The sequence below is a fragment of the Actinomycetota bacterium genome (assembly GCA_030776725.1).
In the GTDB taxonomy this organism is placed as follows: Bacteria; Actinomycetota; Nitriliruptoria; order Nitriliruptorales; family JAHWKO01; genus JAHWKW01.
In genome coordinates this window covers 1-13,854 of the sequence record JALYHG010000205.1, presented here as the reverse complement: position 1 = coordinate 13,854, position 13,854 = coordinate 1, and the positions used below count along the sequence as shown (strand labels likewise).

The 13,854-nt window shown below is 70.3% G+C and carries 11 protein-coding genes and 3 pseudogenes; 5 read left to right on the top strand and 9 right to left on the bottom strand.

The annotated features are described in order from the left end of the window. From M3N57_10065 to M3N57_10050, 4 genes and pseudogenes are all read left to right on the top strand, one after another. A partial coding sequence (locus tag M3N57_10065) for a hypothetical protein (protein MDP9023013.1) occupies positions 1-232 on the top strand: 232 nt, incomplete at its 5' end. Between the two features lie 199 nt (positions 233-431). Continuing rightward, a complete protein-coding gene (locus tag M3N57_10060; GenBank protein MDP9023012.1) occupies positions 432-614 on the top strand; it encodes a hypothetical protein in 183 nt (60 codons plus the stop codon). Positions 615-644: 30 nt separating this feature from the next. Beyond that, positions 645-1,058 (top strand): annotated as a pseudogene (locus tag M3N57_10055) (GTP-binding protein). Positions 1,059-1,520: 462 nt separating this feature from the next. Continuing rightward, entirely contained in the window at positions 1,521-2,237 is a 717-nt protein-coding gene (locus M3N57_10050; GenBank protein ID MDP9023011.1) for a DsbA family protein, read from the top strand. A gap of 78 nt (positions 2,238-2,315) precedes the next feature. On the opposite strand, the gene M3N57_10045 is transcribed toward M3N57_10050, so the two are convergent. The 9 genes and pseudogenes from M3N57_10045 to M3N57_10005 form a co-directional block, all read right to left on the bottom strand. Continuing rightward, positions 2,316-2,480 carry a hypothetical protein gene (locus tag M3N57_10045; protein MDP9023010.1) on the bottom strand — a complete coding sequence of 55 codons (165 nt, stop codon included), beginning with the start codon at positions 2,478-2,480 and terminating at the stop codon, positions 2,316-2,318. 447 nt (positions 2,481-2,927) lie between these two features. Then, a complete protein-coding gene (locus M3N57_10040; protein ID MDP9023009.1) occupies positions 2,928-3,269 on the bottom strand; it encodes a hypothetical protein in 342 nt (113 codons plus the stop codon). 209 nt (positions 3,270-3,478) lie between these two features. Continuing rightward, positions 3,479-3,655, bottom strand: a complete 177-nt coding sequence (locus M3N57_10035; protein ID MDP9023008.1) for a hypothetical protein — start codon at positions 3,653-3,655, stop codon at positions 3,479-3,481. Between the two features lie 434 nt (positions 3,656-4,089). Continuing rightward, positions 4,090-5,472 (bottom strand): radical SAM protein, encoded by a 1,383-nt coding sequence (locus M3N57_10030; GenBank protein MDP9023007.1) that lies wholly within the window; start codon positions 5,470-5,472, stop codon positions 4,090-4,092. A 108-nt stretch (positions 5,473-5,580) separates the two neighbouring features. Then, on the bottom strand, positions 5,581-6,477 hold the full coding sequence (locus M3N57_10025) for an ROK family protein (GenBank protein ID MDP9023006.1): 897 nt from the start codon (positions 6,475-6,477) through the stop codon (positions 5,581-5,583). Continuing rightward, positions 6,470-7,873, bottom strand: a complete 1,404-nt coding sequence (gene zwf / locus M3N57_10020) for a glucose-6-phosphate dehydrogenase (protein ID MDP9023005.1) — start codon at positions 7,871-7,873, stop codon at positions 6,470-6,472. Before zwf ends, M3N57_10025 begins: the two co-directional genes overlap by 8 nt. After that, a pseudogene (gene gnd / locus M3N57_10015) lies at positions 7,870-8,899 on the bottom strand (decarboxylating 6-phosphogluconate dehydrogenase). The gene zwf and the pseudogene gnd overlap by 4 nt, the downstream one beginning before the upstream one ends. A gap of 10 nt (positions 8,900-8,909) precedes the next feature. Beyond that, positions 8,910-11,537 (bottom strand): bifunctional transaldolase/phosoglucose isomerase, encoded by a 2,628-nt coding sequence (locus M3N57_10010; protein ID MDP9023004.1) that lies wholly within the window; start codon positions 11,535-11,537, stop codon positions 8,910-8,912. Positions 11,538-13,007: 1,470 nt separating this feature from the next. After that, the gene (locus M3N57_10005; GenBank protein ID MDP9023003.1) at positions 13,008-13,166 is read right to left on the bottom strand and encodes a hypothetical protein; all 159 of its coding nucleotides are present in this window, start codon (positions 13,164-13,166) and stop codon (positions 13,008-13,010) included. Here M3N57_10005 and M3N57_10000 point away from each other — a divergent pair. After that, positions 13,108-13,639, top strand: a pseudogene (locus M3N57_10000) (DUF421 domain-containing protein). The gene M3N57_10005 and the pseudogene M3N57_10000 overlap by 59 nt on opposite strands. The last annotated feature ends 215 nt before the right edge of the window (positions 13,640-13,854 follow it).

The window sequence follows — 13,854 nt, the reverse complement described above, 5'->3', positions numbered from 1 at the left end:
CGAGGAGGTCACAACCATCCGCTGCGGCGCCTGCGGCAACGAGTGGGTCCGCGACCCGCAGCGGCGCTGCCGGCTGTGCGGCTCGTCTGACCTGCGCTACACGCCCGAGCCGTTGTGGGAGAAGGGCCGCGGCGAGCAGCGCACGCCAGCAGGCCGTCGCGACGCGTACGCCTGTTGGGACTGCGGGGGACGGCGGGTGACCTCGGCCCACCCCATCCCAGCCGGTGGCTGACCGGGCCGCTGTCTACGACGGCGTCCGGACGGCGGTCAGATCAGGTCACAGGCCGACCGGGACGTCGGACATGTGGTCCCACACCGTGGTGGGTGTCGTTCACCGACGATGACATCTCCCGACTGGAGCTGATCAAACGCATGAAGCCGCTGGGCTTCACGCTCGACGAGAGCGCGACCTGCTCGAGGTGCGCCGCCGGTTGTGGTTCGACGATCTGGACGCCGATGAGCGGGCGCAGGCGACGGATCGGTTGGCGATGTACGCCGACGCCGCTTCCGCGAAGTGCGAGGAACTGCGCGGCAAGCTTCAGGCGGCGGAAGCGTTCGTGGAGTCACTGCGGTCGGAGACGACCAGCCACCCCAGGTCCACCCCGGGGCGCTGAGGCGACTCGTCGGCCACGTCGCCCCCTGTCCTGGATGCTGCACGCGCGGCTGCGCAGCGTCGCACGTTCGCGATCATCTCGCACCCGGATGCGGGCAAGACGACCCTGACGGAGAAGTTCCTGCTGTACTCGGGTGCGATCCACCAGGCCGGGGCGGTGCGGTCAAGGAAGGTCCAGCGGCCGACGTCGGACTGGATGGCGTTGGAGCAGCAGCGTGGCATCTCGATCAGCTCGGCGGTGGTGCGCTTCGACCACCGTGGAGTGGCGTTCAACCTGCTGGACACGCCCGGGCACCGCGACTTCTCGGAGGACACCTACCGGGTGCTGTCCGCGGTGGACGCGGCGGTGATGGTGCTCGACGCCGCCAAGGGCGTCGAACCGCAGACGCAGAAACTGTTCGAGGTGTGCCGGCGGCGCGGCGCGCCGCTGCTGACCTTCGTGAACAATCACCGACAAGGAGGCCCTGCCAGCACTACAGACCGTGACCGCCTGAGATAGCGCCGGAGGTGTCGCACGGGGGCAGGCATGCTGGGGCAACCCATGTTGCGATCCGACCTAGGCGTTCGACGAGGGCGTCGCCCACGGGGTGGTGCAGCCGGGACAGGTATCGCTTCAGCTCCCGGTACGTCAAGGCGTCCAACCCGCAGTGCAGGCCCAGCTTGAGATGTTGCGCGACGGCGCGCGCCGCCGGCTCGTCCAACTCCCCATCGATGTGGTGCTGGACGAGACGTGCGACCTGCCGGCAATCCGCCGGGCGGCGGTTGGTGCGGGGAGTCCACCATCTCCTCATCGTGGTCCGGGAACCCCGGACCGTGGGGATCATTCCTCCCGTCGCTGGAGTCACGTCGGGGGAACACGGGGGCCGGACGCCGGGTTGCCGGGACGAAGCAGCAGGGAGGCCAGGGCATGCAGCGAGAGGCGGCCGAGCCGGGGTCGCGAGCCACGACCGTCGACGACGCCGAGCTGATCTACGTCGGCGACCCGATGTGTAGCTGGTGCTGGGCGTTCGCCCCGGTCCTCGATGAGGTCCAGGCGCGCTACCGGGTGCGGGTGCGCACCGTCGTCGGCGGCCTGCGCACCGGAGGGGCCGCCCAGCCGATGGACCCGGCGGCCCGTGTGTCTCTGGGACGTTACTGGCGGCAGGTCGCCGAGCGGACCGGCCAGCCGTTCACGACCGCGTCGCTGGAGCGTGGCGACTGGGTGTATGACACCGAGCCGTCCTGTATGGCCGTCGTCGCGATGCGCGGGCTGCGGCCCGACAAGACCTTGCGGTGGATGGCGCGACTCCAGCGCGCGTTCTACGTCGAGGGCGTCGACATCACCGACCTGTCGGTCTTCCCTGCGCTCGCGGGCGAGTTCGGTATGGACGAGGCGCGTTTCGCCAGCATCCTGGGCAGCGACGCGACGCGGCGTGGGACGTGGGCCGACTTTGAGGAGGCACGCTCCTTGGGGGTGGCCGGGTTCCCGACGCTGTTGCTGCGCGCTGGTGAGCAGGTCGAGGTGGTGACCCGCGGCTACGCACCACGCGAAGATCTCGAGCCGGTCCTGGCTCGATGGCTCGCCACCCGCGACCAGCGTGCGACCGCCGATCTGACGTGTGATGTCGATGGTGGCCTTTGCTGACCCACAGCCACGTCGACTGGGGCGCCGCGCCCGTCGGCTGAGCGAGCGCAACTACCCATGCGGAAGCGCGCCGGCGCCTTACCGGTTCCCGTGTTGACGAGGCAGGGACCAGGACCGTGCCTGCGGCATCCCGGCCGGAGTCATCCCACCCCAGTTCTTCCCCAACACGCCCGGGGCGACAACCGCGACGTCGCCGGCGGACTCGACGACCTTCCGCCCGCCGGGCTCGGTGCTGGCCCTCATGCGCGGGTGGACCGATCCCATGATCGGCATCCCGACGAGGCGGACCATCGCCCCGTGGACCAGCCCGATGACGAGACCAGCGAGCCAGCTGGCGGTTCCGAAGGCGGAGAACCCCGATGTTCTGCGTGCGGGCCCGGCGTCCGGTCGCGACGAGCATCTCGTCGCCGATGACCTCGTCGCCGTTCTCCAGGGTCGAGGACCACCTGCCCGTCGTCGTTGCGTCGCAGGCCGGTCCCGAGCGCGTCGCCGACCCGCGCAACCTGCGGATCTTGAGCGTCAGCCAGGGCATCGGAGACGTCCGGCGGGCCCCGCTCCGCACCTGCCGGGCCGGATGGGGCGCACGCCGCCGCGACGAGGGACAGTGCGGCGACGACCGCGAGCAGGCGGGTCGCGCCGCCCAGCCGACGACGTGGTTGGCGTGTCGGGTCCCGCGCGTTCCTGCGGCCATCAACGGACATCAGATGCCGCGGAGATCAGTTCGCCCACCGGCGGGCGGTCGTCGCGGACCTGCGGCCGGCTGTACGCCACCGCGCCGTCCGGCGCGACGACGAAGTCGCCGCCCAACTGCAGCGTGTCTCCCCTGCGGAGCGCAGACGCGCGCCACCTACCAGCAGTCGGGTACCGCCACCACACTCGTGGGTCGAGCCACACCGTCCGCCACGGCACGCGGCGGAGGCCCCAGGCGCGGTAGGCGACCCGGTCGCGGTCCACGGCGAACGGGAACGGGATGTCGACCTCCGCGAGCATGTGCGTGCGCAGGAGTTCGGGATCGTCGAACCCGATGAACACGCCGCCGCGTCGATGGCGGCGAGCCGGTCGCGGCGCTCGTGCCCAGATGCGCGCGGCAAATCAGTCAACCGGCGTGGCGCAGGAAGGAGACGATGACCGGCCGGCCGGCGTGGTCCGCGAGACGGAAGCGCGGCCCTCGATGGTGGGCAGGTCGAGTTCAGGCGCGCGTTCTCCGATGGTCGGCGCGGCAGTCACGAGGTTCCTCCTTGTCAGTGGGCTGCGCGAAGCGCGAAGAGGCCGAGGGTGAACACCGCCAGGCCGGCGGCGAGCAGGCGCCCGTCACGGTCGTGGTGAACGCGGATGAGGACCAGGGCGAACACGAGCGCGAGGATGGCGCCCTGTGCGACGACACCGCCGTCCGTGCGTGGTTGGAGGATCTCCTCCAAGCGTGCGCCTCATCGATCGACTGGCTCGATCTCTCCACAGGTCTAACCCGTTCGTCTCCTGCGTGCTTCCACGCGCCGGACGCTGCTCCCAGCCCGCGACCGCTCAGCGTGCTAGGCCGGTCGCGGGTCGCAGGTCGACGACCGTCCCGGGTGGCGGTCGGCTTCGTGGGCGATGAGCTCGTTCACGAACGCGCGCAACCGTCGACCGTGTCAACATTGACTGCTCGCTCAACCTGGCGATGCGCGGCTTGAGGGTTCCCGCCGGTAGGTGGAGGCGGCCATGCCGCAACGCAGGCACGCGTCGAGGTGCACGGAGACCTTCTCGGCGGTTACCGGGTCGAGCTCGCCGTCGATGTGGCGGCGCCCAGAGCGCGACGGGGAGCGGGACGGCGGCTCTCGGCTCAGCGGATACAGACGAACCCGGTTCGGGCCCGTCAGGTCAGCAGCGGTAACTGTCGCAACAGGTGCGCGTTCTCGACCTCGTCGAGCACGCTGTGTTGCACACAGGCCGGGACGACCTCGTCGCGGTCGGGATGCGCCATGCCGTAGGCGCACGCGGACAGGCGCTCCTGTGTCGCACGGATCCGCGGATCGCTGGCCACCTGGTCACGTTGGAGCAGGTGCCAGGCTGCCTGGACGTCGTCTGCGTCCATGAAGCTGTGCATGACGTAGGTCGCGGGCTGGACGCCGGACACGAGGCCACGTGCGCCGAGTCGGCGTGCGAGCCTGGCGCCCCACCGCAGTGCGACCGGGATGTCGCGGGGGTGGGCGAACAGGGCACGGGCCACTCGCGCAACCGTCCGTGGCGGTGACGCGAACAGCAGGTTGCCCGGCAGCACCCGGAAGAACGCGTCCCGGGCCGCGAGGTCGCCGGGGTGATCGTCCTCGGCCACCGGCACGTAGCGGCCAGCTGACCACAGGCCCCAGGTCACGCGGTTGCAGCGTGGGTCGCCGACCTCCAGGGCACGGTGAGGCAGGCGCCGGCCGACGCCGCGCTCGATCTCGGCCCAGACGCGGTCGTCGGTGAGCGCCGCGTAGGAGCCGTCCCATCGGCGCGGGTCGCCGACCTCGGCGGCGGGCTGGAACGAGCACATCCGGTACCCGAGGTCGCGACACACCCGGACGACGTCGGCGACCTCGTCGACGTTGGCGGGTGTGACCGTCATGTTGTGCGCCAGGTGGTGGCGGACCCCGTGCTCGCGTTGCAGGCGCTCGAACATGTCCTTGACCCGGCGACGTTCCGGGTGCAGCTGGCCTTCACCCGAGGGGCGGGCAGCGGCGCGGCGACCGTACATCGTTGTGTCGATGTGCACGGCGAACGACAGGATGTCGAAGCGCCGGGTGCCGTCGCGGCCAACGGCTAGTCGCTCGAGGTAGTCGTAGTCGAAGTCGCCGTGTGTGAAGCTCATCGGGAAGCGCCCGTGGCGACGCATCACCTGCAGCGCCTCGGCGTGCACGTCGGGCGGCAGCAGGGAAACCTCGCCGCCGATGAGCTGCGCGTACTGCCCCGGCCCGCGATGCTGGCGCAGGTAGGACATCTGTCGCTCGACCTCAGCCAGCGTGCGATCGGGGTCGAGGGCCACGCGGTTGGAGTTCGAGGGCAGGTAACACGGCCGGCAGCCGAAGTTGCACGCAGGGAAGACCCCGTGGGTGGCCTCGCACCCGGTGAACTTGCGGCCCAGCATCTGCGACGGTGAGCGCACCGCGGCAGGGAGCTGCTCCCAGCGTGCAGCGAGCGCGGCCGTGACTTCGGGGCCGGCCGGGCGCGTCGCCCGCTCGATCTCGGCCAGACGCCGCAGCGCTGCAGCGAGCCTCACGGTGAGCAGAGACCGGTCTTGGGGTCTTTCACCAGCCGCTGGACCCAACCGGGACCGCGACCACGGACTTGGCCGTGGTCAGTGCTGCGTAGTCGCCGTAGTCGCTGCTCACCGATGTTCCTGGCAGGTCGCGGTGTCCCAACCGGCAGCGCCGACGAGACCGGCGTCGTCGCCGGTGGCGGCCACGGTGAGCTCGATCGGCTCTAGAAGATCGGGGGGTCCCGCGTCGCGGAGATGCGTGCGTAGCGGATCGAGGATCAGGTCGCCGTTGCTGCCGACCCCACCGCCGAGGATGATGATCTGGGGCGTGAAGAGGTAGGCGACGTTCGTCACAGCGGTCGAGATCACCGCGACGACCTGGTTCCAGACCGCTCGTGCCGCCTCGTCACCTCGCAGGACCGCGTCGACGAGGGTGGCACCGTCGGCAGGGAGTCCGCGCTCCGCTGCGGCGCGCTCGAGGGCCGTCCCTGATGCGAGGTCCTCCACCGACGCGGGCTGGTCGTTCGATGCCGCACCGATGTCCACGACGGTGTGGCCGAGTTCGATGCCCGACCGTCGGCCGGCGACGAGGCGTCGGCCCAGCACGACCCCGGCGCCGACGCCGGTCGAGACGGTGATGTAGGCGACGTCGTCGAAGGCGACGCCGGCGCCGAAGAAGGCCTCGCCCACGGTCGCGAGATCGGCATCGTTGGCGATGGTGACGGGCATGCCCAGGCGGTCGGCCAGCAGGGCCTCGTCCAGCGCTCCGGGCCAGTGGGGTGGGAGGTTCGGGGCGTGCTCGAGCCGCCCGCCGGCGTAGTCGACCCGGCCCGGGACGCCGATGACCGCCCGACCGACGGCTCCGGCCGCGATGACGTCGCCGGCCAGACGCAGCACGGCGTCGGGACACTCGGCATCCCGAGGGGTGGGGTCGGCGCGCCGTTCGTGGATCTCGCCGTCGGGGGTCACGATCGCGGCCCGCATCCGCGTCCCGCCCAGATCGACGGCGAGGACGCGGTCAGCCATCGTCGGTCACCTCGGGACAGTGCCAGCCACCGTGCGCGGCGATGAGCTCGCCGGCCTCGTTGGGTCCCCAGGTGCCGGCCTCGTAGTGGCGCACCGGCGGTGGGTCGTCGAGGGCCGGGTCGACGATCCGCCAGGCCTCCTCGACCCCGTCGGCGCGGGCGAACAACCGCTGGTCGCCGGTCATCGCGTCGTCGAGGAGACGGGCGTAGGCGTTGTCTCGGACGCCTTCGCGTTCCTCGCTGTAGCGGTAGGTGAGGTCGACCGGCCGGCTGACCAGCCGGTCGCCGGGCTCTTTGATCTGGACGGTGATGGAGACGCGCTCGCCCGGGTCGAGGCGGAACAGCAGGTGGTTGGGGTGTGGCGGGGGGCTGTTGGCGCGGGCGAAGAACAGCCGCGGTGGTTGCTTGAACTCAACGAGGACGTCGGTGGCGGTGACCGGGAGCCGCTTGCCGGCCCGCACGTAGAAGGGCACGCCCGCCCAGCGCCACGAGTCGATCGCGGCTCGGAGCGCGACGAAGGTCTCGACGTCGGAGCCTTCGGCGACGCCGTCCTGGTCGCGGTAGCCGACGAACTGTCCCCGAACGACGTTCGCGGGGTCGAGTGGTGGCATCGAGCGCAGGACCTTGACCTTCTCGTCGCGCAGTGCCTGAGCGTCCGCTGAGGTCGGCGGTTCCATGGCCACTTGCGCGATGATCTGGAGGAGGTGGTTCTGGAACACGTCGCGTAGCGCGCCGGTCTCGTCGTAGAACCCTCCGCGCCCCTCGACGCCGAAGTCCTCGGCCATGGTGATCTGCACGGAGTCGATGTGGTGCCGGTTCCAGGCAGGGGCGAGGAAGCTGTTCGCGAGCCGGAACACGAGCAGGTCCAGGACCTGCTCCTTGCCGAGGAAGTGGTCGATGCGGTGGACGGCCTCTTCCGGGAAGGCCTCCAGGACGCAGCGGTTGAGGTGCTTCGCCGACGCGAGATCGCGGCCGAAGGGCTTTTCGATGACGAGGCGACCCTGATCGTTCAAGCCGACGTCCGCAAGTCCCTGCACCACCGTCTCGAACAGGCTCGCCGGGATCGCGAGGTACATGAGCGGTCGCACCGGGTCGACGAGCGCGTCGCGGAGCCGCCGGTAGGTCTGCGCCTCGGTGTAGTCGCCGTGGACGTAGCTCAGTGCGGAGGTGACCCGGACCAGTGCGTCCTCGTCGACCGGAGCCGGAGCGAACTCGTCGATCGATCGGCGGGCGTGGTTGCGCAGACGCTCGTCGTCCCACGCGTCGCGGGCCACCCCCACGACCCGTTGCGGGAGCTTGTCGTGCTGGGCCAGCGTGAGCAGCGCCGGGAAGATCTTCTTCCGGGCGAGATCGCCCGTGGCGCCGAACAACACCAACGCGTCGCACCGGTCGGTCATCCGTCGTCCTTCTCGCCGTGACCGCCGAACTGCTGGCGCATGGCCGACAGCACCTTGTTGGCGAACCCGGCGTTGCCACGCGACGAGAACCGCGTGAACAGCGCCGCGGTGATGGCGTGCGCGGGCACGCCCTCGTCGACCGCCGCCTGCACCGTCCAGCGGCCCTCGCCGGAGTCGGAGACCCCACCGGCGAACTGTTGCAATGCCGGGTCGTCGAGGAGCGCTGCGGCGGAGCGCTGCGGCGGTGAGATCCAGCAGCCAGGACTGGATCACGCTGCCGCGGCGCCACACCTCGGCCACGTCCGCGACGTCGATGTCGAACCGGTAGTACTGGGGATGGGTGATCGGGGCGGTCTCCGCGTCGGCCCCGCGGTCCTCGCGGCCGATGCCCGCTCGATGGAGGATCCCCAGACCCTCTGCGTAGGCGGCCATCAGGCCGTACTCGATGCCGTTGTGGACCATCTTCACGAAGTGGCCTGCTCCGGTGGGGCCGCAGTGCAGGTAGCCGTGTTCGACCGGCGCAGGCTCCTCGGCCCGGCCCGCGGTCCGAGACGCCGCCTCGACACCGGGGGCCAGCGAACGGAACACGGGGTCGAGGCGCTCGACGGTGCCGACGTCGCCACCGATCATCAGCGAGTAGCCGCGTTCCAGGCCCCACACGCCGCCGCTGACCCCCACGTCGACGTAGTGGATGCCCGTGGACTCGAGTTGCTCCGCCCGATCGATGTCGTCGCGGTAGTAGGAGTTGCCGCCGTCGACGATGACATCCCCCGCCGCTAGGAGCTCCGACAGCTCCTCGACGGTCGCGCCGACGAAGCCTGCCGGCACCATCAGCCACACGACCCGGGGCGCATCGAGCGTGGCGACGAGATCCTGGAGCGAGGTTGCGCCGGTCGCCCCCTCGCTCTCGAGGTCCTTGACGGCCTGCTCGTCGATGTCGTGGACGACGAGCTCGTGCCCGTCGCGTTGCATCCGCCGCACCATGTTGGCGCCCATGCGGCCCAGACCGACCACCCCCAATTTCACCCTCGCCTCCTCACCCGTCCGCGACGTTCAGCAGCTCATCGACATCGACCCGCCCGGCGCGGCGACCGCGGTCGCGCAGCGCCTGCAGGTCGCCTGCCGCCTGGGCCCGTTTCAGGGCGGCGAACCCGAACGGCTGGCCGGGGATCTGGGGATCGTTCTCGTCGTCGCCCACCACCTGGACGAAGACCCCGGTGTTGGGGCCGCCCTTGTGCAGCTGCCCGGTGCGGTGCAGGTACCGCGGGCCGATGCCGAGCGTGGTGGCGACACGGTGGCGATCGCGCAGGGCGATCCGGGCCCGCTCGAGGTCAGCCACGACCGGATGCTCAGGATCGACGTACGCCTGGATGGCCAGGTAGTCGCCGGGCGCCAGCTGCTCGAGCAGCGGGGCGACCGGCTCGGTCGCGACCTCGGCCGCGCCGTTCTCCAACGCTGCGCGTGCCGCGTCCTTCGCCGCTCCCACGTCGGGCTGGTCGAAGGGGTTGATGCCCAGCGTCGCGCCGGCTAGCGCGGTCGCGATCTGCCAGCGCATCACCTCACCGCCCAGATCGACGGGGTCGTCGATGGGCAGATCGACGACTGGGTGCCCGGCGTCGGCTACCTCGGCCAGCACGTCAGGATCGGCGCCGAGGCCGACGAACAGCCGGTCGTCGCCGTAGACGGATGGTGTCGCGATCGGTTCGCCGACCACCGGCACGATCCCGGTGCCCTGCTTGCCGGTGGACTCGGCGATCAGGTGCTCGATCCACAGGCCGAACGATGCGAACCGGTCGCCGGCCACGACCGTGAGCTTGTCGTGTCCCGCCCGTGCCGCCCCGGCCAGTGTCGCCCCCAGCTGCACGGCCGGGTTGTCGCGCGGGTCGACGCAGCCCGCACAGCCCGCTGCGACCCGGCCGGCGCGTCGCAGCAGCCCGGCGACGTCCGCTCCTGCGAGCGCAGCCGGGACCAGACCGAAGTACGACAGCGCGGAGTACCGGCCACCGATGTCGTGCCGGTTCTCGAACACCGCCCGGAAGCCGCGCTCCCGGGCGAGGTGGGCGAGTTCCGTCCCTGGGGCTGTGATCACCGCGAAGCGCTGCGGATCACCCCAGCGGTCCCAGAACCACTCGAGCAACAGACGCGTCTCGGCCGTCGTCCCCGACTGCGACGACGCGATCACCAGCGTCGAGCCGCGGGGCAGCCGATCCTCGACCCGAGCGACCGCTGCGGGGTCGACGCAGTCGAGTACGTGCAGCTCGAGCGCTTCCGGCCGGGTCGGGAAGCTGTCGCGGATCACGATCGGGAACAGGCTGGTGCCGCCCATGCCCAGCACGAGCGCGTGCGTCAGCCCGTCTGCGACCGTCTCCTTTGCGAAGGACCGCAGGTCGTCGGCCTGCTCCTCCATCTCCTCGGGGCTCGTCAGCCACCCCAGCCGGTCGGCGACCTCGGTCGGATTCTGTTGCCACAGCGTGTGGTCGCGGCCCCAAAGACGCCGGACCGCGTCCCGTTGCGCCAGCTCTTCGACGACACTGGCAACATCGTCGTTGACCGGTCCCAGGCGAGGTGCGCGCCCCGAGACCTGCTCGAGTTCCTCGACCTTGTCCTCGATACACCCAAGCAGCTGTCGGAAGGAGTCGGCGAACTTCTCGTCGCCTTCCTCCTGGAGTTCGCGGCCCAGCTCGTCGAGATCCACGTCGGCCACTTCGGCGCGTTGCGCCACCTCCCGTGCCTCGGTGTCATCGGCGGAAAGTGGCGTGCCTACCGTGCCGTGCTTGGCGAAGGCGACCAGCGTGCTTTCCGGCATCGTGTTGACGGTGCCCGGTGCCACCAACGCCTCGACGTAGAAGGTGTCGCTGAGTTTGGGATCCTTCGTCGATGTGCTGGCCCACAGCAACCGCTGCGGACGCGCTTCGGCGTCCGCGAGCGCCTCCCATCGCGGCGAGCCCAGCAACATGTGGTAGGCGGAGTACGCGAGCTGGGCGTTCGTGATTCCCAGCCGGTTGCGCAGGGTGTCCGGGAGCCGGTCGTTGGCCTTGCCGTCGATCCGGGAGATGAAAAACGATGCCACCGAGGCGACGTCGAGGTCGTCGCCGTGGGCCTGGCGATGCTCAAGCCCGCGCATGTAGGACTCCGCGACGGCGCGCCACTGTGAGACGGAGAACAGCAACGTCACGTTCACGTTCACACCGCGGAAGATCAGCTCCTCGATGGCCGGCACGCCCGCAGCGGTGCCCGGAACCTTGATCATGACGTTCGGGCGGTCAACCCGGCCGAACAGTTCCTCGCCGAGCTCGATCGACCCCTCGGTGTCATGGGACAACCTCGGTGGCAGCTCCAACGAGACGTACCCGTCGGCGCCGTCGCTGCGGTCGAAGACCTCCCGAAAGACGTCAGCGGCCTCGCGGATGTCATCGACGGCCAGCCCCCAAAACAGCTCCTCCGCGTCGTCCACACCGCGGGCGATCGCCGTCCGCAGATCCTCGTCGTAGTCGTCACTGCCGGAGATCGCCCGCTCGAAGATCGTCGGGTTCGACGTCACGCCCGACACCGCATAGTCGTGGCGGTAGCGCTCCAGCTCACCGCTGGTCAGTAGCGCACGCCGGATGTTGTCGTACCAGACGCTCTGGCCAAGTGCCTGCAGCTGGTGTAGCGGGTTCCCCACGGCGTCTCCCAGGTCGGGCGCTGTCTCTACTGCAAACCCCCAGCCCGGACATCGCATTCAGCGCACCCTCAACGCGGGGCGAGTCCGCGTCTGAGTCCGCCTCACGCCGGCTGGCTACTGGATGAGCACGACCTGCCACACCCAGCCGGTCGCGATGCGCTCACCACTGACCACCCGCGGTAGGACAAGACGGAGAACCATCTTCCACGTCGCCAACGGCACCCAGTACACCTCCTACGGCGAGTGGTTGACGCGCTGCTCACAGCGTGGCACGTCATCCCTGCACCGCATCTGGAAGGAGGCGGGCGGCGCGCGGGTTGCCGTGCGTAGCGGCGGAAGACGACGATCGTGGAGCCCCACACGGACACACCTGCACCGCCTGATCATCAGCCCGGTGAGCTAGGCTCAGCGGGGCGGCGGTCAGTCGGGCCCCCTTGGCGAGGAGCAGGTAGTGGAACAGGCGACATCTCGGCGAGTCCGGAAGGCCCTCAGTGTGGCGTCCACTCTGACCAGCCTCCTATGGGCCTACATGAGGTTCGTGCGAAAGCCCAGGTCCGAGTAGGGCGGAATTGCCTGCAGCCTTCGGCGACATATTCGTCGCTAAGGCTTCGACCGACGGCGGCAGCGGCGACAGCAGGCCCGGCAGCCCGTGGGGAGGACCTGGACGTCGAGACGGGAGCCGCAGACGCGACAGAAGGGTGGCGGGTCGAAGGCCAGTAACCACGGTAGCGCTCGTGATCACCGTGGGACTCCAGCCGCCCGCAGTCCGCGCACCAGGACGGGTCACAGCGGGAGGGGTCAGCAGAGCGGTCCCAGGTGGTCGTGGTCTCCCCGCGACAGGCATCAGGGCCGTAGAGCCAACCCGCCGACGGCGGCGGCGTCGGCCACCACTCCCAGCGTGATCGGCCGGGGCTCCAGCGGCCGGGGCAGGCGCATCAACCCGCAGGCGGTGGCAAGCGCGGCAAAGCGGCTGCCGGGCAAGGGCGACGGCTGATAGATGCAAGCCTTTAGCGGAAGGCGGCGGCTGTGGCCTCCCCAGTCATGACAGCAGAGGGCTCGAGGTGCGCGGCTCCACCATGGTGCGCTTGAACGCCCAGACGCGACTTGGACCCGCCTCTGGGCGCCTCCAGATGAGCGCGGTGGCCATGGGGGTGGGGCGGTGGCTGTAAGCACACGCGCAGCTCCTGGGTGAAGGTTGGGCCGCGGTGCTGGTTGAAGGTTTGGCCGCGGTAGCGGCCACCGCAAGTTCGATAGAACTTGGCGAAGACGCACGGCCGTTCGCGGCCGACAGGCGCCTCGTGAGCGACGGATTGGGGGCTTCTCAGCACCGCGGCCTCGAGGAACCACCTCGCCGGGCACGACCGCAAGGAGGCCATGCGTCGCATCCGCGCCGGCGAGCTGGAGCATCCCCCGCCCGCCCGCGCGACGACCACCCCGCCCCCGCAGCCTGACCCTGGCCGCGTCATGGACTCAGAACCCGCAGCAGGCGTCCAGGGCTCGGCTCGACGACCGTTTGGTCAGGCGGCGGCGGGCTGGCACGATGCCACCTGCGGCTGCTGCCGGGAGACCCATGATCGAGAAGTGGTTGAGCACGTCCTGGCTCGAGGCCGGGCTGGTGGTGGTGTCCACGCTCGCCATCGTGCTCGCGGTGATCGCCGCGACCCGGCTGGCCGGCTTCGCAGCTTCTCGAAGATGTCCAGCTTCGACTTCGCGATCACGGTGGCCTTCGGGTCGGTCCTCGCCAGCGTGGCCATCTTGCCGAGCGCGACGCTCGCCAACGGCGTGATCGGGCTCGCCACGCTCTACGGGTTCCAGGCGCTGGTCGCGCGGCGCGCCGACGCGGCAGCCTCAGCCGCGTGATCGACAACCGCCCGCTGCTGCTCATGGTCGGGCGTGAGATGCTCGACGACAACCTGCGCCAGGCACGGGTCACCGCAGACGACCTGCGCTCGAAGCTGCGCGAGGCCAACGTCCTCAACTACGACCAGCTCCGCGCCGTCGTGCTCGAGCAGACCGGGGACGTCAGCGTCCTGCACGGCGACGCCGACCTCGACCCCGACCTCCTCAGCAACGTGCGCGACGACGAGCGCGCGTTCGGCTGATCGCCGGGGCCACGTACGAGCGGCTGGCGAAGCCGGGCGCAGCCGCGGCCGCAGGCCGCCGCACCGCTAGTGCAAGTCTGTGTACCTCTCTGGACCTCCCCCCTGCAGCCGGACACCTCGGATGAGAGGATGTCCGCATGGGACAGCACAGGAATAAGAGATCGAGACGGGAGTTCTCGGACGAGTTCAAGCGTGACGCGGTGGAGCTGGTCCGT

Excerpts from the sequence above, each read along its gene's own strand:
- M3N57_10050 (MDP9023011.1), top strand. The coding sequence starts at position 1,521 with ATGCAGCGAGAGGCGGCCGAGCCGGGGTCGCGAGCCACGACCGTCGAC.
- M3N57_10045 (MDP9023010.1), bottom strand. The coding sequence starts at position 2,480 with ATGAGGGCCAGCACCGAGCCCGGCGGGCGGAAGGTCGTCGAGTCCGCC.
- M3N57_10025 (MDP9023006.1), bottom strand. The coding sequence starts at position 6,477 with ATGGCTGACCGCGTCCTCGCCGTCGATCTGGGCGGGACGCGGATGCGG.
- zwf (MDP9023005.1), bottom strand. The coding sequence starts at position 7,873 with ATGACCGACCGGTGCGACGCGTTGGTGTTGTTCGGCGCCACGGGCGAT.